The following is a 19,284-nucleotide window of genomic DNA, read 5'->3' on the forward strand; positions in this document are numbered from 1 at the left end:
TTGTTTCTCGCCCGCAGCAGCTCAGCCTCAGGCCGCTTTCTTGCGCGACTGCTGACCTGCCAGCGCCGCCTCGACATATGCCTTGAACAGCGGATGGCCGTCACGTGGCGTCGAGGTGAACTCCGGGTGGAACTGCACGCCCACAAACCACGGGTGCACTTGCTGCGGCAATTCCATCATTTCCGGCAGGTTTTCCGTCGGCGTGCGTGCCGAGATCACCAGGCCGGCAGCTTCGAGCTGCGGCACATAGTGATTGTTGACTTCGTAGCGATGACGGTGACGTTCGTTGACCGTATCGCCATAGATGCGCGAGGCAAGCGTTTCGGTCTTGACCGGCACGCGTTGCGAGCCGAGGCGCATCGTGCCGCCCAGATCCGAATCTTCCGTACGTTGCTCGATCTTGCCGTCGCGATCCTGCCACTCGGTGATGAGCGCCACGACCGGGTGCGGCGACGACGGGTCGAATTCCGTGCTGTTGGCACCGCCGAGCTTGGCGACGTCACGCGCGAATTCGATCACGGCGAGCTGCATGCCCAGGCAGATGCCCAGGTACGGCACGCGGTTCTCGCGGGCGAAGCGAATCGCCTTGATCTTGCCTTCGGTACCCCGACGGCCAAAGCCGCCCGGCACGAGAATAGCGTCCAGATGCTTGAGCGCATCGGTGCCGTCCTTCTCGACTTGTTCCGAATCGATGTACTCGATGTTCACGCGCGTTTCCGTGTGGATCGCGGCGTGACGCAGGGCTTCGATGAGCGACTTGTACGACTCGGTCAGATCGACGTACTTGCCGACCATGCCGATCGTCACTTCGTGCTTCGGGTTCTCGACGGCCTGCACCAGACGGGTCCACATGGACAGGTCGGCCGGCTTCACTTCGAGCTTCAGTTCGTCGCAGATGATCTTGTCCATGCCCTGATCGTGGAGCATCTGCGGAATCTTGTAGATCGTGTCGACGTCCCACACCGAAATCACGGCGTCCTGCGGGATGTTCGCGAACAGCGAAATCTTGGCGCACTCGTCTTCCGGAATCTGACGGTCGGCGCGGCACAGCAGCACGTTCGGCATAATGCCGATCTCGCGCAGCTTCTGCACGCTGTGTTGCGTCGGCTTCGTCTTGAGCTCACCGGCCGTTGCGATGTACGGCACGAGCGTCAGGTGCACGAAGGCCACGCTGTTGCGGCCCAGGCGCAGGTTCATCTGACGTGCGGCTTCGAGGAACGGCAGCGACTCGATGTCACCGACCGTGCCGCCGATTTCGACGATGGCGACGTCCGGATGACCGTCCCATGCCGAGCGCGCGCCGCGTTCGACGAACGCCTGAATCTCGTTGGTGATGTGCGGAATGACCTGAACGGTCTTGCCGAGATACTCGCCCCGGCGCTCCTTACGGATCACCGATTCGTAGATCTGGCCCGTCGTGAAGTTGTTCGCCTTGCGCATCTTGGCGCTGATGAAGCGCTCGTAATGGCCAAGATCGAGGTCGGTTTCTGCGCCGTCCTCGGTAACGAACACCTCACCGTGCTGAAACGGGCTCATCGTGCCCGGATCGACGTTGATGTAGGGGTCAAGCTTGAGGAGGGTGACTTTTAGGCCACGCGATTCGAGAATCGCGGCCAGAGATGCGGCAGCAATTCCCTTACCAAGAGAGGAAACCACGCCGCCCGTGACAAAAACGAATTTAGTCATCGCAGTAATTGCTCGCGGGAAAGCCGGATTATACCCGAAAGCCGCCCTGCCCTCGACGTGCCAAACGGCAAATATTGGCCTTGACAGGAATCGTGTGCGCCGTTCCCAGCAAGGCTGACGCGCTCAGGCGGCGAGTGGCCGGCGATAACCGCCGCGCAGTTCCGTGAGCATGTCGCGCACAGCGGCGGCCGTCTCGAGCGGGCGTTCCATCGGGAACAGATGGGTGCCGTCTACGTAACGCAAATGCGTGCCGACGATTTGCCGCGTCGCGCGCATGCCCGCCTGTCGCAGCTCGCGCGACTCGGTGCCCGCAAGAAACCCCACCGGCACCGGCACCCCGCGCATCGCCCGCACGGCCAGCAGCGGCGGCAACGTCAGGTAAATGCGATATTCGATCTCGCGCGCGAACGCCAGCCGCCGGGCTTCGCCTTCGCCGGTCGGCAATGTGCCGCAATCGATATAGTCACGCAGCACGTCCTGATCCCAGCTGGCAAACACCGGCTTGCTCGCGAAATGCTGCCAGGCCGACTCCCAGTCGGGCCAGCGATCGCGGCGCTTTTTCGTTACGCCGGCAGGCGACATCCGCTCATAGAGCCCGGTCAGCATCCCAAGTCGCAGCATCTGCGTGCGCCAGCCGGGCGTGACAATCGGGGAGTCGATCATGACCACGCCCCGCACACACTGCGGCGCCTTGAGCGCCGCCATCAGACTCAGGAATCCGCCGAGGGAGTGACCGACGAGCCAGACCGGTTCGCCGTGATACTGACGCGTGAGCGTGTCGACCAGTTCGTTGCGCAGATAGCGCCACCCCGGCGTGACAGGGTAGCGCGGATCGTGCCCGATACGATCGATGGCGCGCACGTCGTACTCGTCGGCCAGCGCGCCGAGCATCTTGCGGTACACGCCAGCCGGAAAGCCGTTGCCGTGCGAAAAATGGATGATGTCTCTTGTCATGGAATCTTTTGGTCTTGGCGCGCCCCCGCGTGAAACGACACACTCGTCAACGCATGTCGTCAACGCCCCTCGGCGTATTCGGCGCCGATTGGCCGCGCTCGCCGGACCATTCTAGCGAACCGCCCGCCCGCGACCGGTAGAGGTTTCCGTCGAATCGGACGGGGCTGCGGCCGGCGAAACACCTGAATCGTCAACCGGCCACGCCGACCAATATCGCCGATGGACGTCGCGGTAGGCCTGCGCGTCGATCCCCCGACGCGAAAAGGAAAACCGCACCGCCCCATGCTGGACGCTTTGCCAAACGCGAGCCCCCACGTCGCGATAACGGCCGACGACCGCCGGGCGCGGGTGTCCGAAGCGGTTGCGGTAGCCCGTTTGAAACACGACGTGGCGCGGGGCCACCGCTTTCACGAAGGCCGGGGTCGATGACGTCAGGCTGCCATGATGCGGGGCGAGCAGCACATCGGCATGCAGCAGACTTCGGCGAAACCGCGTCAGCAAGCGTTGCTCCTGCGGCGCTTCGGCGTCGGCGGCGAGCAACGCGCTGTGACGGCCGTTGGCGATGCGGAGCACGCAACTGAGGCCGTTTGGGCCGATTTGCCCTGCCCACCCGGCGCGCAGGGTCGGCGTATCGGGATGCAGGAATCGGAACGTCACACCGTCCCATGTCCATTGCTGCCCCGACCGGCACGTGCGATGCGACTGCGCCGCGCCTCGGACAGGATGCGAGCCCGGCAACGACGACAACATCAAGGTTGCCGGATACGCTTTGAGCACACTTCGCGCCCCGCCGTAGTGGTCGTCGTGGGCGTGGCTCACGACGAGCCCGTCGAGCCGAGCCACACCTTGCGCGCGCAGATACGGCACGACGACGTACTGCCCGGCATCCGCGCGCGAGCCCAGCGGCGGACCGGTATCAAACAGCAGCGTGCGCGTGGCTGTCTCGACGAGGACGGCGTTGCCCTGCCCAATATCCAGCATCGTCACGCGAAAATCGCCTGCGGCGGGCCGCTGTGGCGATGAAAGCAAGGCGGGCCACAGCAACGCGAAACCGGTAAGCCGCAGCGTCACCCACCGTGCCACCGTGCGTTGCACCCAACCCGGCGCGGGCCACAGACACGCCCCCACGCCGATAGCCGCCAGCGCAATCGTCCAGACCGGCGCAATGCCGGGACGCCAGACCGCCCAAGGCCATTGCGATAGCATCCGCAGCCCTTCCGCCAGCCAGACGACGGTGCCGTGGGCGACGGCAAGCGCGACCTGCGCCGCCGCTGCGGGCAACAGTAAACTCAATAACGCCAGCGGCGTGACGATCAGCGTCATGACCGGTATGGCGACGGCGTTGGCGAGCGGCCCAAGCAACGGCACCGACCCGAACCATGCCAGCGTCAACGGCACCATCCCCAGCGTGATCGCGAGTTGCGCGCGCGCCGCCTGCCCAAGCCGCGTCCGAAACCCTTGTCGCCACCGCGTGAGCAAACTCTGGTCGAACCGGTCGACGATGGGATCATCCGCCGACGGCGACTGCGCTTGCCCTCCCCCGGTCGTGCGGCGACGTTCGGTTTCGTTTCGGCGGCGTCCGGCAAGCACCAGCACGGAGACGGCGCCGAACGACAACCACAAGCCGGGGCTGACGACCGACCACGGGTCCAACGCGACGATGACAGCGAGCGCCCACGCCAGCACGTACGACGGCGCGGCCATACGTCCGGTCAGCAGCGCCAGAACCAGAATCGCCACCATGCCGACGGCCCGTCGCGCCGGCACGCCCCACCCGGCAATGGCGCCGTAGGCCACTGCCGCCACCAGCCCCGCAACGGCGGCTGCCTTAGGCGCGGGCCACCATAGCGGCAACCCGATGTGCAACCCGGCAGGCAATCCAAACGAGCGCCGCCATAAATACCCGGCCAGCGATGCCAGCGCCCCGGCCACCAGCGACACGTGCAGGCCGGAAATCGCCAGCAAATGGCTCACGCCCGTATCGGCGAATATCTGCCAATCGTCTGGCGCGATATCGCCACGCTCGCCCAGCGCCAACGCCATCAGCACACCGCCGTAGCGCGCGTCAGGCGCCAACGCGGCACGAAAGTCATCACGCAACCGCTCACGCCACGCGGCCAGCCGGTAACCGGGCACGGGGCCGGCATCGAGGCGGCGCGCGGCGGACGCGCCGCGTTGCACCGACTGCCCTACTGCATCGCGTGTTCCGCCGGGATCACGTCTACCGTCGGGACCGTGACTTGCGCGACTGCCGTTAGCCCGGACATAGCCGGTGGCACGAATCCCTTGCGAAAACGCGGCGAACTCTGCATCGAAGCCATGCCAGTTGGCAAAGCCGCGAGGCACACTGAGCCGCACCGGCAATCGCCACCGCTCGCCCGCCCTCGGAACATGGCGCTGGCTTCTGCCCGTTTGCCCCGGCCAGACAAGCTGAATGCGACTCGGCACAGCCACCACGGATCGCCTCGGCTCGGCATCGGATGAGTCAAAAGTCCCCGCTCGCTCCCGCAGTTCGCCGTTGCGTTCGCGCCCTCTTTTTTCAAGAAACGCCGCGTCCACATCGAAGACAAAGCGCAATCCGCCGCCGGTACCGACCGGCAACGAGGCGACAACGCCTGTCACGATAATGTCCCGGCCTTCCATCGCCACCGGCAAGGCGTCGGCCAAACGTTGACCGGCACGATGCGCGGCCCATGTGAAGCCCAATACGGCGACCGATAGCGCCAAAGCAATCAAGACACATGCAGACTGCCAAGCGCACAGGGAAAGCTCGGGACATCCCCCCGCAACAGCCCCGTCCGCCGTCCGGGCTGCACAGTACCGCCTGCTTTGCCACCTCACCCACAGCCAGCCCCCAACCGCCATCAGCCCACCACCCGCAACGACGCTGGCCACGGCAAGCCATGGCGTCGAGGGCAGCACCGCCGACTGTTGCAGCCACCAGATACCGGCGACCCACGCGAGCAGCACAGTTCTCATGACGTCACCGCGTCACGGCAAAAGATCCTCACAACGACGACGACGACGACGCGTCAGTGCGAACCGGACTCGCTGGAAGGGGAACGAGGAGAAAGGAAAGCGGCCTCAGCGCCGCCCACCTCGCCGGGCGCCATCGCCATGGCGCCGGGCAAGCGCGGCAGCACACGCCACGCGTTGGCACAGGTGGCCGCCGACAGCATCTCAGGCGTCACGCCGCGCAACTCGGCAAGCACACTCGCGATGCGCGGCAGTTCGACCGGGCTGTTGCGCTGCTTGTAGCGCCATTCAGGCGCGATATCGGGAGCGTCGGTCTCAAGCACGAGTGCATCGAGCGACAGATCGACCGCCAGCCGCCGGATCTGCAACGCGCGATCGAACGTCATCTGCCCGCCAAACCCCAGACAGAAACCGCGCTCGATGAACATATCCGCCTGTTGACGGCTGCCGTTGAACGCATGCGCAATCCCGCCACGGGGCGTGTAAATGCGCAATTGTTTGAGCAGCGCATCCTGCGAGCGCCGCACATGCAGAATGACCGGCAAGTCGAAATCGCGGGCGATCTTCAGTTGCTCGACGTAGAAGAACTGCTGCCGCACCGGATCGAGCGTCTTGACGAAGAAGTCGAGGCCGATCTCGCCAATGCCGACGAAGCGGGGGTCGCCCATCGCCTGCTCAACCGCGCGACGCAACGTCGCAATATCCTCGTCCTTCGCTCGTGGCGTGTAGAGCGGATGAATGCCAAGCGCGTAAGCACCGCCCGGCATTGCGTGCGCGGCGGCGCGCGCGGCGTCGAACGTCGCACATTCGACAGCGGGCACGACAAGCCCGTGCACGCCGGCGGCTTGCGCGTCGGCAATGACGGTGTCGCGGTCGACGTCGAACTCACCGGCGTCGAGATGGCAATGGGTATCGATCCACATGGTCAGGTGTCCTTGAGCGCTAATTCTACGGGGCGATGACAAGGCTCGCACGCCCGGCGTTTCGTGACCATCGGACAACGCCGCGTCCACCCCTCGGAATCTGCTGAAACAAGCGGCATGGCACCTTCCCTCTCGCCCCTCACTTCACCCGTCGGGACCGAAAAATCACCCTCTCAGAAAGCAAAACGCCGGGATCATCCCGGCGTTGCGTGTCTTACTTGGCATTCACGGCGACTGACTCATGCCGATGGTCGATGGTGGATGGCACCCGCCCCCCACTCAAGCCGCTTCCAGCACCCCGTCGCGAAGCCGCAGTGCGCGGTCGCAGCGTCGGGCCAGATCGATATCGTGCGTCACGATCACGAAGCTGGTTTTGAGGGTTTCCGACAACTCCAGCATCAGCGAAAACACGCTCTCGGCGGTATGTCCGTCAAGATTACCGGTCGGCTCATCGGCAAGCACGCACGCCGGCTGCGTCACCAACGCGCGCGCCATGGCCACGCGCTGACGCTCGCCGCCCGACAGTTCGCCCGGACGGTGCTTGACCCGCGAGCCCAGCCCCACGCGCTCCAGAATCGCCATGGCGACTTCGCGCGCCTGCTCCGTCGGCATCCGGCGAATGCGCAGCGGCATCGCCACGTTATCGAGCGCCGTGAACTCGGCCAGCAGATGGTGGAACTGATACACGAACCCCAGCGACTGATTGCGCTGGTTGGTCTTTTCGCGCTCGCCGAGCGTCGAAAACGGCTTACCGAGCAACGAGACTTCGCCGCGCGACGGGTCGTCCAGACCGCCCAGCACATGCAGCAACGTGCTCTTGCCCGAGCCCGACGCCCCGACGATCGCCACCTTCTCACCGGCGGCCACATCGAGACTGGCCCCGGCCAGCACGGTCACATTGAGTTCGCCCTGACGGAACGTCTTGTGCAGATCGCGGGCGCGCAGCACCGGGCCGTCATAGGTGAAACCCGGGGCGATGTTCGGCGTGGTCGCCACGTTAGCTTTACTCATAGCGCAGGGCCTCCGCCGGTTTGACGCGCGAGGCACGCCAGCTCGGATAGATCGTCGCCAGTGCCGAGAGAATGAAGGAAATCACGCCAATGCGGATCACGTCAGACGATTGCAGATCCGAAGGCAGTTCATTGATGAAATAGATCGATTGCGGCAGGAAGTGAATGCCCAGCATGCGCTCGATGAACGGCACGATGACGCCGATGTTCACCGAGATGAAGCAGCCCAGCGCAATGCCGAGCAGCGCCCCGATAAAGCCGATGGTCACGCCCTGCACGATGAAGATCTTCATGATCGAGCGAGGCTGCGCCCCCAGTGTGCGCAAGATCGCGATGTCCGCATACTTGTCGGTCACCGTCATCACCAGCGACGACACCAGATTGAACGCCGCTACTGCAATGATCAGCGTCAGAATGATGAACATCATCCGCTTCTCGGTCTGCACGGCGATAAACCAGTTCTTGTTCTGCTGCGTCCAGTCGCGCACCCACATGTTGCCGGTCAGCGACTTGGCCAGTTCGCGCGCCACGATCGGCGCCTGCTCCATGTCCTGAATCTTCAGCCGCACGCCGGTGGGTCCGTCGAGCCGGAAGAGCGTTTCGGCGTCATGCAGGTCGATCAGCGCCAGCGAACTGTCGTATTCGTAATGCCCGGCCGTGAAGATCGCCACCACGGTGAACTGCTTCACCCGTGGCAGCACCCCCGCTGGGGTAATCGTGCCCTGCGGGGCGACGAGCGTGATCTTGTCTCCGACGATCACCCCCAGACCGCGCGCCAGCTCACTGCCGAGCACGATGCCGAAGCTGCCCGGCGTCAGGTTCGCGAGCGTGCCGCCCGTGATCTGCTTGCCGAGATCGGATACCTTGGCCTCTTCGCTCGGCACGATGCCGCGCAGCACCACGCCGCGCACGTTGTCATCGCGCGTGAGCATGGCTTGCTCGCCCACGTACGGGGCGGCGGCAATCACGTTCTTGTTCTGCAACGCTTCGGTGGCCGTGCGCTGCCAGTCCGGCAGGTTGCCGTCGACCGCAAACACTTCGATGTGCGCCAGCACGGAGAGCATGCGGTCGCGCACTTCCTTCTGGAAGCCGTTCATCACGGAAAGCACCACAATGAGTGCCGCCACGCCCAGCGCAATGCCGGCCATGGAAATGAACGAAATAAAGGAGATGAAACCGTTGCCTGAGGATCGCTTGCCGGTGCGCGTGTAGCGCCAGCCGATCTGCCATTCGTATGGGAATTTCAAACGGATTCCTGATTCTTAATAAGGATCGATCGGAACATGCTGTGCCGCGCGGCGACGGCTTGTTGCGACGGTTTGCGGCGGCACCTTGCGCCACTGCCACCCGAGCCGTACCCGGCGCCGGGAGGGTGTTACAGGTGTTGCGGGCGTCGCAGCAGGCAGCACGTTCCGTACCTGACGTCAGGGTCACCCAACTGCCAGCGCGAAGTTTGCCATACAATTCGCCTCGACATGGATACACCTGCCCTGCACTTTCTTCTGCCGTTCGCGCTGCCCGCGTCGGCCCACTTGCCTGCATTGCTGGCTGGATTGGAGTTGCCTGCGCTCGAAAAGTTGCTCGCGCGCGGTGTCCAGTCGGCGCAGGACATCCCCGAAGACCCGTTTGTCCCCACGCTCCCGCACGAGCGCTGGCTGGCCGACGCCTTTGGCCTGCCCGGCGGCCCAGCCCGGGCGCCGCTCGCGCCGTTCATGCTGTTTGAAGACAGCGGCTCGCTCGACACGCGCTTCTGGTACTGCGCCCAACCCGCGCACATCCATATCGCCACCGATCATCTGGTGTTGACCGACCCTGCCGAGCTCGAACTGAGCAAGGAAGACTCGGCCGCGCTGTTCGCCACCGCCCACGCCCTGTTGGCCGAGGAAGGCGGCGAACTGATCGCGCCGCGCGCCGACCGCTGGTATCTGAGCGCACCGGTGCTGGGCGACCTGCTGACAGCGTCACCCGCACGCGCCGCCGGCCGCAACGTCGACATCTGGCTGCCGCAAGGCAAGGCGGAACTGACGTGGCGCAAGTGGCAGAACGAGGTGCAGATGGCGTGGTACGACCATCCGGCCAATCAGGCTCGCGAAGCCCGCGGTCTGCCGCCGGTCAACGCCATCTGGCTGTACGCCGGGGGGCAGCGCATCGCCGCGCCGCGCCTGAACCGGCCGTGCGTTACGGTGCTCGCCGACGCGCCCGCCACGCGCGGACTCGCCCGTCATCTGCAAATTGCCTTGCACGACACCGCCGCCGGGATTGACGCCGCCAATGGCCGAACGCTCGTCCAGATCGATACCCTGACGTCCCATTTCCTGATGGAAGACTGGGCCCGCTGGCGCGATGCGCTCGTCGAAATCGACCGCCTCTGGCTGGCGCCCGCCCTCGAACGGCTCGCCAAAGGCAATGCCCGCGAAGTGAGCCTCACGCTCTGCGGCGACAGCCACAGCGTGACGATCCTGTCGCGAAGCGGCGACCTGCGCAAGTTCTGGCGTCGCCAGCCGCTCGCAGCACGTCTGCTGCCGCTCGCCCGCGTTGGCGAGGAGGTGACATGACCGACATCGTCACCCGCATCGTCGACGACGGTATTGCCGACACGCTCGCCCGCGACGGCGTGCACCCCGTGCTGGCACGCCTGTTCGCCTCGCGCGGCGTTGCCGCCAGTGAAGAAACCGAAACAGCACTGACGCGGCTGGTCCCGCCCACACAGCTCAAGGGCGCGCAGGACGCCGCCGTGTTTCTTGCCGACGCCATCGCGGCGGGCAAGCAGATGCTCGTCGTAGCCGACTACGACTGCGACGGCGCGACGGCTTGCGCCGTGGCCGTACGTGGCCTGCGGATGTTCGGTGCGAAAGTCGACTACCTCGTGCCGAACCGTTTCGAATACGGCTATGGCCTGACGCCCGAAATCGTGGCACTTGCCGCCCGCGGCAAGCTGGGCCCGCCGGATGTGCTGATCACCGTCGATAACGGCATCGCCAGCCTCGACGGCGTGGCGGCGGCGCAAGCGCTCGGCATCGAAGTCGTCGTTACCGATCACCACCTGCCCGGCAGCGAACTGCCGAACGCGCGCTGCATCGTCAATCCGAACCAGCCGGGCTGTGAATTCCCCAGCAAGAATCTGGCCGGTGTGGGGGTGATGTTCTACGTGTTGCTCGCCCTGCGGGCCGAGTTGCGCCAACGCGGGGCGTTCGACGCCCGCGAGCAACCGCGTCTCGACACCCTGCTCGATCTGGTGGCACTGGGCACCGTCGCCGACGTGGTCAAGCTCGACACCAACAACCGGATTCTGGTCGCGCAGGGCCTCTCACGTATGCGCGCCGGACGTATGCATCCCGGCATCAATGCGCTGTTCCGTGCGGCGGCTCGCAATGCCCGGCAGGCTGGCAGCTTCGATCTGGGCTTTGGTCTCGGCCCCCGTCTGAACGCCGCCGGACGTCTGGCCGATATGTCGCTCGGTATCGAGTGTCTGTTGACCGACGACGACGCCCGGGCATGGACCCTTGCGCAAGAACTCGACACGATGAATCGCGAACGTCGCGAGATTGAAGCCGGTATGCAGCAGGAAGCGCTGGCTGATCTTGCCCGCTTCGATCCCCGCGCTGCCACCACGTTGTGTGCTTTCAACGAGACATGGCATCAGGGCGTGATCGGCATTGTCGCCGCGCGCCTGAAAGAGAAGTTTTACCGCCCGACGATTGTGTTTGCCCCGGGCGACGATGGCCAGATCAAGGGTTCCGGGCGCTCGATTCCGGGCTTTCACCTGCGTGATGCGCTCGACCTCGTGACCAAGCGCGAACCCGGCTTGATCGGCAAGTTCGGCGGCCACGCCATGGCTGCCGGTCTGACGATTGCTGCGGACGATCTGACACGCTTTCAGGCAGCGTTCGAAGCGGTCGGGCAGGAATGGCTCGATGAGAAGACCCTGTCCCGCGTGATCGAGACCGATGGCGACATCGGCGACGAGTGCTTCGTGCCGCCGTTCGTGGCGCTGCTCGATGCGCAGGTGTGGGGCCAAGGCTTTCCGCCGCCGGTGTTCTCGGGCGAATTCGAAGTGCTCTCGCAGGCCATCCTCAAGGACAAGCACCTGAAGCTGCAACTCGGTCGCGGCCGCATGCGCTTCAATGCGATCTGGTTCAATCATGCCGACACGCTGCCGAGCCGCGCACGATTTGCCTACCGGCTGGCCGCCGACACGTTCAACGGCGTGTCGCGCGTGCAAATGATCGTCGAGCACGCACAGGCGTAAAGCAGAGAGTCGCAGAGAAACGTGTCCGTGAAACGTTCACGGACACGTTTCTCATCCGAACGGCGCCGCTGCGCGCCGCGTGCGGCCGGTTGGCGTGATGAACGCCAGCACTGCCGGTTCGAGTACCCGCACCCGGTGCCAGCAACGCGACGGCACCACCGCCAGCCGCGGCCCGGCCAACGCCAACGTTCGGGTGACGCCCGCCAGATCGACGTAATCGATTGCGAGCTTGCCCCGCGCCACCATCAGCAGTTCATCGCCCGCTTCGTGGCACTCCCAGACGTCGGCATGCACCGAGGCATCGTCGGGCGCATCGAATATGCCGATCATCCGACGCGCTCCACTGCGTGTTGCCAGCGTAGCGAGCATGCCGTCATCGTAGAGCCCGACCAACGCGTCGCGCCCCGTGCCGCAGGCCCAAGGCAAACGCGCACCCAGCGCGCGTTCGCTATCGTGACTTAGATCACCGCGCTCACATTCGCCGTCATCGCCGTCATCGCCATCGTCGCCAACGTTGCCGGTGGTCTCAGCGCACATGGCCCGCCTGCCCCGAGGCCGTGCCATTACCCGGGGTCACCGGGGTCACCGGGGTCACCGGGATCACCGGGATCACCGGGATCACCGGGGCCACCGCGCTCGCAAACGACACCGTTGCCGACACATGACGCGGCCCCATCACCCGCTGGCCGGTCAACACGATCGTGCGCATCGCTTCGGCCCAACCCTGCATCGACGACAACGCCACTTCCGCGTGCACGACGCTCGTGCCGACCGAACTCGCCCGCTTGGGGGCCTTGCCCGCCGGCCAAGCGCGCCGCAGCTCGTCGTCGACCGGGGTGTCGTGGAAGCCACCGCTCATGGTGATGTCGAAGGCCAGCGTCGCGGGCGTCTCATTGCCCGCCTTCCCTGCCGCGCCCGTGCAATAAGCCGTCCCGGACACACCGAACCGGTGCTCGCCTTCCGAGACCAGCCCGGTCACCTGAAACGTGCGTGGACCGACCCCGGTGGCCCCGTCGCGCGGTGCCAGTACCAGTGCAATAGGCAAAGGCCCTTCCCCTTCGAGTTGATACGTGCCCTGCAACGTCGTCGTCATGACGGCAGACGTGCCACAGATCGATGCAGCTTGCGGCGCTTGCATCACTGCGGTCTGAGCCACGCCGGACATCGGCAGGCTCGCGGTGGCCGCCAGCAGACAGGCGGCCAACGTGGGGCGGATGAAATAGGTCGAGTGCTTCATGAAGGCATTCCTCGTGGGTGTCAGTAGTCGGTTCGCAACGTCAACATCACGCTGCGCGGATTGCCGTAGTGGTTGTTCCAGCTCGCGTTCGACAGGCTCTGGTAGTAGCGGCGATCGAACACGTTGTTCACGTTGAACGAGGCCGAGACGTGCTTGTTGTAGCGATACCCGGCGCGCAGATTGAGCGTCGCGTAGCCGCCCTGACGCAGCACGATGCCGTTGGAAGTGGCCGACGTCTCGCTCTGCACGTCCACGCCGCCGCCCACGCTCCAGCGCCGCCCGTCGAACGGCAGTTGATAGTTGGTCCACACGCGCAGCAGATGGCGCGGCGCGAAGTCCGCAAACGATTGCCCCTGCATCGTGGCGTCGCTCAGGTACTTCGTCGTGTTGAAGGTGTAGCCGGCGAACACGTTCCAGGCATCCGTGATCTGGCCGCTGGCCTGCATTTCCACGCCCTGACTCTGCACTTCACCCGACGCAATGTAACGGCACGTCGTGCCCACGCACGGCACGCTCGGGTCGGTCTGCGCGCGGTTCTTCTGACGAATGCGGAACACGGCGAGCGACACGTCGAGGGCCCCGTCGAACAACTGCCCCTTCACGCCCGCCTCATAGCTCGCACCGGTGATCGGCTTGAGCAGGCTGTTGCTCGCATCGAGGACAGTCTGTGGCTGGAAAATGTCGGCGTAACTCGCGTAAATCGACCACTTGTCGTTCAGATCGAACACCAGCCCGCCGTACGGCGTGGCCTTCGCGCCGGTGCGGTAGCTGCTCGCGGGGGCGTGCTGATCCCACCACGACACGCGTGCGCCGAGCACCAGTGTGAGCGGCTGGGCAAGCCGGATGCGGCCCATCGCATAAGCGCCGTTCTGCACAGTGCGCGTCGGTGTCACCGTCGAGAACGGACTCGTCGCGGGCTCGCCAATCGAATTCGGATCCCAGCGGTAGATGTCGACAGGCTTGCCGTTGATCGACGGCACCAGTGCCGCGCTGCGCTGCTGCGTGGTCGCTTCGAGGCGTTGCAGACCGAACAGCAGATGGTGTTCGCGGCCGAATAACTTCACCGGCCCATCGACCTGCAAGTCCACGCCAGTCTGCGTGTTGTCGAAACGGTAGGCCGCTCCGGTCAATTGGCTGCCCGTGCCCGTCACCGGATTGATCGCACCGAACGCGACGCCGTATTTCAGGTCGCCGCCTGCGTCGAGATAGTTCGCCGAGAGCTTGGCGGCCCAGCCGTTGCCGAGCTGTTGTTCGAGCGTGCCGAAGACACGCGTTTCGGTCCAGTCGAAGGTGTCCCACGACGAGCCGAGGAAGATCGAGCGCGGCAAATTCAGATCGCCGCCCTTCGTCGAGAACGGCACGCCTGCGAGGTTCGGTGTCGATGTAGTGCGTTGGTGCTGCACGCCAACACGCAACAACGTGGAGGACGTCAGGTCGGCCTCCGCCACGCCGTAGACCGTAGTGGCGTGCTGCTTGCCGAAGTCGTAATACATGTGCTGCCGGTCGTCCGAGACGGCCACGCGTGCGCGCAACGAACCGCTGGCGTTGAGCGGGCCGCCGATGTCGGCTTCTTCACGATATCGGTCCCAACTGCCTAGCGTGACCGCCGCTGATGCGGCAAACGTCTTGCCCGGCAGTTTGTGCACGAGGTTGATCAACCCGCCCGGGTTGCCGGTGCCGTGGAAGAGGCCCGTCGAGCCGCGAATGATTTCGACACGCTCGTACGGCGTCATGTCCTGCGGCCCGGCCGCCGTGTTGGCCATCAGCACCGGTACGCCGTCTTGCTCGAAGGCGTCGAGCTTGAAACCGCGCGAGTAGAACGCGGTGGTCAGCAACACATAGGGCTGCACGGTGATGCCGGGCACCTGTTGCAGCACATCTTCAATGCTGTGCGCCCCCTGCTGCTCCATGAGCTTTTGGTCGACGACGGTCACCGTTTGCGGCAAATCGCGCACCGACGGGGCGAGCTTGCCGAGCACCGAACCCTGCGCCGCCGGATCACGCGTCACGGAGGCACTGACGTGGGTCGTCGGCAGCGCGGCCGTGTCGGCGGTCGAGGCAGCGGTTGAAGCAGCGGTCGACTTACCGATCGGTTCGGCCTGCGGATCGACATCGCTCAGTGCGACGGGAGGCCTCGCCTCCTGCGCTATCGCAGGCATCGCCCCTGCGCCCATCACAACGGCTAGCGCCGCCATCGCGACGGCACGCCACACCCCGGGCGCCACCGTCGGCATTGCGTTGAAACCACTTGGAATATTCGAAGACATCAGCAGCACACCAACGAGATTGAGAATCAATCCCGCTATCGTGCCGAGGCGCAAACGAATGCACTCGCGCTTGCATCACCAACACTGGCGATTGCGTCACAAATACCCCCGGTCGCTCGCACTTCCGGACGTCGCACACGTCAAAGCGCCGCGCACCGAAGGACGGTGTGCGGCGCTTTGACGTCGGGTTATTCGCGCGTGGACGGCTACACGCCCTCGCGCGTCAGCGTGTGCGGCAGCATGCCGAAGCGCGCGCGGAAGGTTTTCGAGAAGTGGGAGTCGGTATAGCCGCACTGCCACGCCGCTTCGCTCACGCTGATGCGGCGGGCGCTGAGCAGGGCAAACGCTTGCGTCAGACGTCGCTCGCGAACGTAGCCGTGCACGGTGGTGCCGAATTGCTCGCGAAACCCTTCGCATAGTTTGTTGACGTTGATGCCGACGGTGCGTGCCAGTTGCGGCAGCGACGGGGGTGTCTGCAATTGCGCGTCGAGCAACTCTCGGGCAGCGAGCAAGGCTTTGCGCAGCGTTACCTGACGCGCGGATTCCCCCTTCGCCGGCGTTGCTGCGGTTGGCTGGAAAGCCGCGCAGCGCGCCAGCGCTTCGAAGGTTTGCGCGACTAGCGCCAGACGCTGCCACGGCGCATCGACATCGGGTGACGACGACATCGTCGAGGTGCGGTCGGCGTCGTCACTCTCCGGCGTCGATGCCATGGCACTCGCCCAGCGCCATTCGTCGGCATTCATCGCGCGCGTCAGCACCGCGCTGTCTCCCGCCCAATCGCCCATCACGCGTGATTCATTCGGGTGGTGACGGTGGCTGGCGCCATGTGCCGCGTCGCGCCATCGATGTGTCAGGGCGTTCGCATCGAGACCGCATGTCGCGCGCAGATAGTCTTCGGACAACCGCAGGCTGCAATACCGCAACGCCCCCGCGTGGCGATACACATTGTCGATATCGAACGACGCCGCACCAAAGCACACGTTGACGCTGGCCGCGCCCGCCGTGAGCAACGGCTCGCCGCAAGCGCCCCACTGCAACGTGCCATCGAGCAGGAAAACGATTTTGATGTCGCCCGCCGCCAGCGATTCACGAACGGACTCGCCAGCACTCGCATGCTGAACGCCTTTCGAAAGCGACAATCCATCGAGATCGAACGAGCGGTGCCACGGCGCTAATGCGTGCGACATGTGGGAATCGTGCGAATCATGCGAATCGCGTGGCATGCCGGAGCACATCGCGCTTCGGACGGCGCTTCGGCCAGAAACCTCTTCACCTGCCACCCGTGCTCGCGACATCGTCGTTTCCGTCATCAAATGTTAATGAGACACATTATCATTTGATGACGAAACTAAGGCAATCCAGTCATCGCGCTTTCGCATGACGCGGGAACGTCAGACCACCGGCGCTCCCTGCGCTTCCGACACGTATTCCCGCATGACCTTCAGGAACGCTTCGCGCGCCGGATGCACATCCACGCCGCGATGCCGGACGAAGAAATTGGGCACGGCGGCCAGATCGTCCAGCGCGTGGCCGACGATGGCGGCCTCCTGCCGGTAACGCAGATACACGCCGCGTGGCACCAGCGAGTAACCGACACCCGCGCCCACGCACGCCACGATCGTTGCGTAGCTGCCGTAGCTCAGAATGCGTCCCGGCGTGACGGTGTTCGCCGCCAGCCATTGCTCCATCGTGGCGCGGTATGGGCACCCCGGCGGCCACATCAGCAGCGTGGCGCCTGCCAGATCTGCCGCTTCGTGCACCGTGTCGGCTCGCGCGGGCGCGACCAGCACGATCGGCTCGCGATAGATTTCATCAGCCACCACCACCGCTTGCGCCTGCGCTTCCAGACACGCCGTGCCCGCGATCAGCGCCGCGTCCACGCGGCCATGCTGAATCTCATCTAGCAGGTTGAGCGAGGTATCGGTCACCAGATTCAACCGCACCTTCGGATACGCCGCGTGAAAGCGCGCCAGCACCGCCGGCAAGCGCGACGTCGCCGACGATTCGATCGCGCCCAGCGAGAAGTCGCCCGACGGTTCGCTCGACGGATTCAACGCCGCGCTCGCCTCGCGCGAGAGCGCCAGAATCCGGTCGGCGTAGCCCAGCAAGGTGCGTCCGCTCGGTGTCAGTTGCAGACGCCGCCCCTGCCGGTGGAACAGCTTCACGCCCACCGTGTGTTCCAGCGAGCGGATGCGGGCCGTCACGTTCGACTGCACACAGTGCAAGGCTTCGGCGGCGCCCAGCACACTGCCCTCGTCGACGATGGCCTTGAAGGTCTGAAGTTGCAGGAAATCCATGGTGCCGGGCTCGTTGAGTGATCAGGTGGTGTGCCGTCGCGCGCCGCGGCCAAAACATCTGACCCTCATTGCGCGTCGACACTTCAATAATAGTGAAGAAATCATACTCAACATTTCACTTTTTTAGTACCGGCGGAAAGCATAAGCTTCGGGTTATCCCTAGTGCGTTGCCGCCACAGCATCCCGCCACTGGCACTGCGTAACGCCCCTGAAAAGGAAGTCACATCATGTTCCGCCCGCTGTCTGCCGCTAATGCCGCTAATGCCGCCAATGCCCGCGTGCCGTCTGCCGTGCTCGTGCAGACCACCCCGCTGAGCCTCTTCTTCCGCACCGTCGATCAGTGGCGCGTGCGTTACGAGCAAGGGCTGCAAGCCGAAGCCCTCGCCGCACTCGACGACGCCACGCTCGCCGACATCGGTTATGCCCGCGACGCGTTCGGCCTGCGCCATACGTCGGTGCGCTGAGCCGTTGCCGTCAAGGCAGGTGGAATGCGTCGATAGTCGCCAAAAGGCCCCGGATTGGGGCCTTCGCTGCGTTATAATCGCGGTTTTCACCGAATTCGCACCTGTCATCACACATGGAAGCCGAACGCCTAAACGCACTTGAATCCCTCCTCGCCGACCTGCGCACCCGCGTCGGCGAGCTCAGGGGGTATCTTTGACTTCGATGTCAAACAAGCCCGCCTGATTGAAGTCAACAAAGAACTCGAAGATCCGAACATCTGGAACGATTCCAAGCGTGCGCAAGCACTCGGCAAGGAAAAGAAGGCGCTCGACAGCATCGTCACCAACCTGACTGAGCTCGACGCTGGCCTTTCCGATACGCAGGAATTGTTCGACATGGCCCGCGAAGAAGGCGACGAAGACTCGCTGGTGGCGCTGGAGAGCGACACGCAGGTGCTCGCCGCCCGTGTGGGCGACATGGAGTTCCGCCGGATGTTCAACAACCCAGCCGACCCGAACAACGCCTTCATCGACATTCAGGCCGGCGCCGGCGGCACCGAAGCCAACGACTGGGCCGGCATGCTGCTGCGCCAGTACCTGCGCTACTGCGAACGCAAGGGCTTCAAGGCCGAAGTGCTCGAAGTGTCGGACGGCGACGTCGCCGGCATCAAGAGCGCCTCGCTGAAAGTCACCGGCGATTACGCTTACGGCTATCTGCGTACCGAAACTGGCGTGCACCGCTTGGTGCGCAAGTCGCCGTTCGACTCGTCGGGCGGCCGCCACACGTCGTTTGCCAGCCTGTTCGTGTACCCGGAAGTGGATGATTCGATCGAGATCGACATCAACCCCGCCGACGTGCGTACCGACACGTACCGCGCCTCGGGCGCGGGCGGTCAGCACATCAACAAGACCGACTCCGCCGTGCGTCTGACGCACATCCCGACCGGCATCGTCGTGGCCTGCCAGAACGATCGTTCGCAGCACCGCAACCGCGCCGAAGCCTGGGACATGCTCCGCTCGCGCCTGTTCGAACACGAGATGCGCAAGCGTCGCGCCGAACAAGACAAGCTGGAGTCGAGCAAGACCGATGTGGGCTGGGGCCATCAGATTCGCTCGTACGTGCTCGATCAGTCGCGCGTCAAAGACCTGCGCACGAGCGTGGAAACCGGCAATACCGGCAAGGTGCTCGACGGCGATCTGGACGACTTCATCTCCGCGAGTCTCAAGCAGGGAGTGTAAGGA

General features: G+C 64.7%; 15 protein-coding genes. 4 read left to right on the top strand and 11 right to left on the bottom strand.

The features are described 5' to 3' along the window. Window positions 1-27: 27 nt before the first annotated feature. The 6 genes from AT302_RS16715 to AT302_RS16740 all read right to left on the bottom strand — a co-directional run bounded on the left by AT302_RS16715 (window position 28) and on the right by AT302_RS16740 (window position 8,796). The gene (locus tag AT302_RS16715; protein WP_058379394.1) at window positions 28-1,686 is read right to left on the bottom strand and encodes a CTP synthase; all 1,659 of its coding nucleotides are present in this window, start codon (window positions 1,684-1,686) and stop codon (window positions 28-30) included. A 123-nt stretch (window positions 1,687-1,809) separates the two neighbouring features. Continuing rightward, the gene (locus tag AT302_RS16720) at window positions 1,810-2,640 is read right to left on the bottom strand and encodes an alpha/beta fold hydrolase (protein WP_058379395.1); all 831 of its coding nucleotides are present in this window, start codon (window positions 2,638-2,640) and stop codon (window positions 1,810-1,812) included. Window positions 2,641-2,751: 111 nt separating this feature from the next. Next, window positions 2,752-5,619, bottom strand: a complete 2,868-nt coding sequence (locus tag AT302_RS16725) for a DNA internalization-related competence protein ComEC/Rec2 (RefSeq protein ID WP_084656282.1) — start codon at window positions 5,617-5,619, stop codon at window positions 2,752-2,754. Window positions 5,620-5,672: 53 nt separating this feature from the next. Next, complete coding sequence (locus AT302_RS16730) at window positions 5,673-6,539, bottom strand: TatD family hydrolase (RefSeq protein ID WP_084656283.1); 867 nt, start codon at window positions 6,537-6,539, stop codon at window positions 5,673-5,675. 279 nt (window positions 6,540-6,818) lie between these two features. Then, a complete protein-coding gene (lolD, locus tag AT302_RS16735; protein ID WP_084656284.1) occupies window positions 6,819-7,550 on the bottom strand; it encodes a lipoprotein-releasing ABC transporter ATP-binding protein LolD in 732 nt (243 codons plus the stop codon). Continuing rightward, the gene (locus tag AT302_RS16740; RefSeq protein WP_058379397.1) at window positions 7,543-8,796 is read right to left on the bottom strand and encodes a lipoprotein-releasing ABC transporter permease subunit; all 1,254 of its coding nucleotides are present in this window, start codon (window positions 8,794-8,796) and stop codon (window positions 7,543-7,545) included. Before AT302_RS16740 ends, lolD begins: the two co-directional genes overlap by 8 nt. Before the next feature lie 228 nt (window positions 8,797-9,024). Between AT302_RS16740 and AT302_RS16745 the strand changes: the two genes are divergently transcribed. Together AT302_RS16745 and recJ are read left to right on the top strand one after the other, a co-directional pair. After that, window positions 9,025-10,104 carry a hypothetical protein gene (locus AT302_RS16745; RefSeq protein WP_058379398.1) on the top strand — a complete coding sequence of 360 codons (1,080 nt, stop codon included), beginning with the start codon at window positions 9,025-9,027 and terminating at the stop codon, window positions 10,102-10,104. Further along, complete coding sequence (gene recJ / locus AT302_RS16750; protein ID WP_058379399.1) at window positions 10,101-11,798, top strand: single-stranded-DNA-specific exonuclease RecJ; 1,698 nt, start codon at window positions 10,101-10,103, stop codon at window positions 11,796-11,798. Before AT302_RS16745 ends, recJ begins: the two co-directional genes overlap by 4 nt. Window positions 11,799-11,849: 51 nt before the next feature. Here the strand turns inward: recJ and AT302_RS16755 are convergent, their stop codons facing one another. From AT302_RS16755 to AT302_RS16775, 5 genes are all read right to left on the bottom strand, one after another. Then, the gene (locus AT302_RS16755; RefSeq protein WP_058379400.1) at window positions 11,850-12,335 is read right to left on the bottom strand and encodes a cupin domain-containing protein; all 486 of its coding nucleotides are present in this window, start codon (window positions 12,333-12,335) and stop codon (window positions 11,850-11,852) included. Further along, a complete protein-coding gene (locus AT302_RS27665; protein ID WP_058379401.1) occupies window positions 12,325-13,035 on the bottom strand; it encodes a hypothetical protein in 711 nt (236 codons plus the stop codon). Before AT302_RS27665 ends, AT302_RS16755 begins: the two co-directional genes overlap by 11 nt. Before the next feature lie 20 nt (window positions 13,036-13,055). Further along, window positions 13,056-15,332 carry a TonB-dependent siderophore receptor gene (locus AT302_RS16765; protein ID WP_157125815.1) on the bottom strand — a complete coding sequence of 759 codons (2,277 nt, stop codon included), beginning with the start codon at window positions 15,330-15,332 and terminating at the stop codon, window positions 13,056-13,058. A gap of 176 nt (window positions 15,333-15,508) precedes the next feature. Further along, window positions 15,509-16,489, bottom strand: coding sequence for a helix-turn-helix transcriptional regulator (locus tag AT302_RS28150; RefSeq protein WP_058379402.1), 981 nt, complete (start codon window positions 16,487-16,489; stop codon window positions 15,509-15,511). A gap of 204 nt (window positions 16,490-16,693) precedes the next feature. Further along, window positions 16,694-17,599 (bottom strand): LysR family transcriptional regulator, encoded by a 906-nt coding sequence (locus AT302_RS16775; RefSeq protein WP_058379403.1) that lies wholly within the window; start codon window positions 17,597-17,599, stop codon window positions 16,694-16,696. 227 nt (window positions 17,600-17,826) lie between these two features. Between AT302_RS16775 and AT302_RS16780 the strand changes: the two genes are divergently transcribed. Both AT302_RS16780 and prfB read left to right on the top strand, forming a co-directional pair. After that, window positions 17,827-18,063: a DUF1127 domain-containing protein gene (locus AT302_RS16780; protein ID WP_058379404.1), complete on the top strand. Its 237-nt coding sequence runs from the start codon at window positions 17,827-17,829 to the stop codon at window positions 18,061-18,063. A 113-nt stretch (window positions 18,064-18,176) separates the two neighbouring features. Further along, a protein-coding gene (gene prfB, locus AT302_RS16785; RefSeq protein ID WP_174554614.1) for a peptide chain release factor 2 occupies window positions 18,177-19,281 on the top strand; the annotation gives its coding sequence in 2 pieces (ribosomal slippage) (window positions 18,177-18,248 and window positions 18,250-19,281; 1,104 coding nt in all). The last annotated feature ends 3 nt before the right edge of the window (window positions 19,282-19,284 follow it).

Origin of the sequence: Pandoraea norimbergensis, assembly GCF_001465545.3 — a bacterium.
GTDB classification, from domain to species: Bacteria; Pseudomonadota; Gammaproteobacteria; order Burkholderiales; family Burkholderiaceae; genus Pandoraea; species Pandoraea norimbergensis.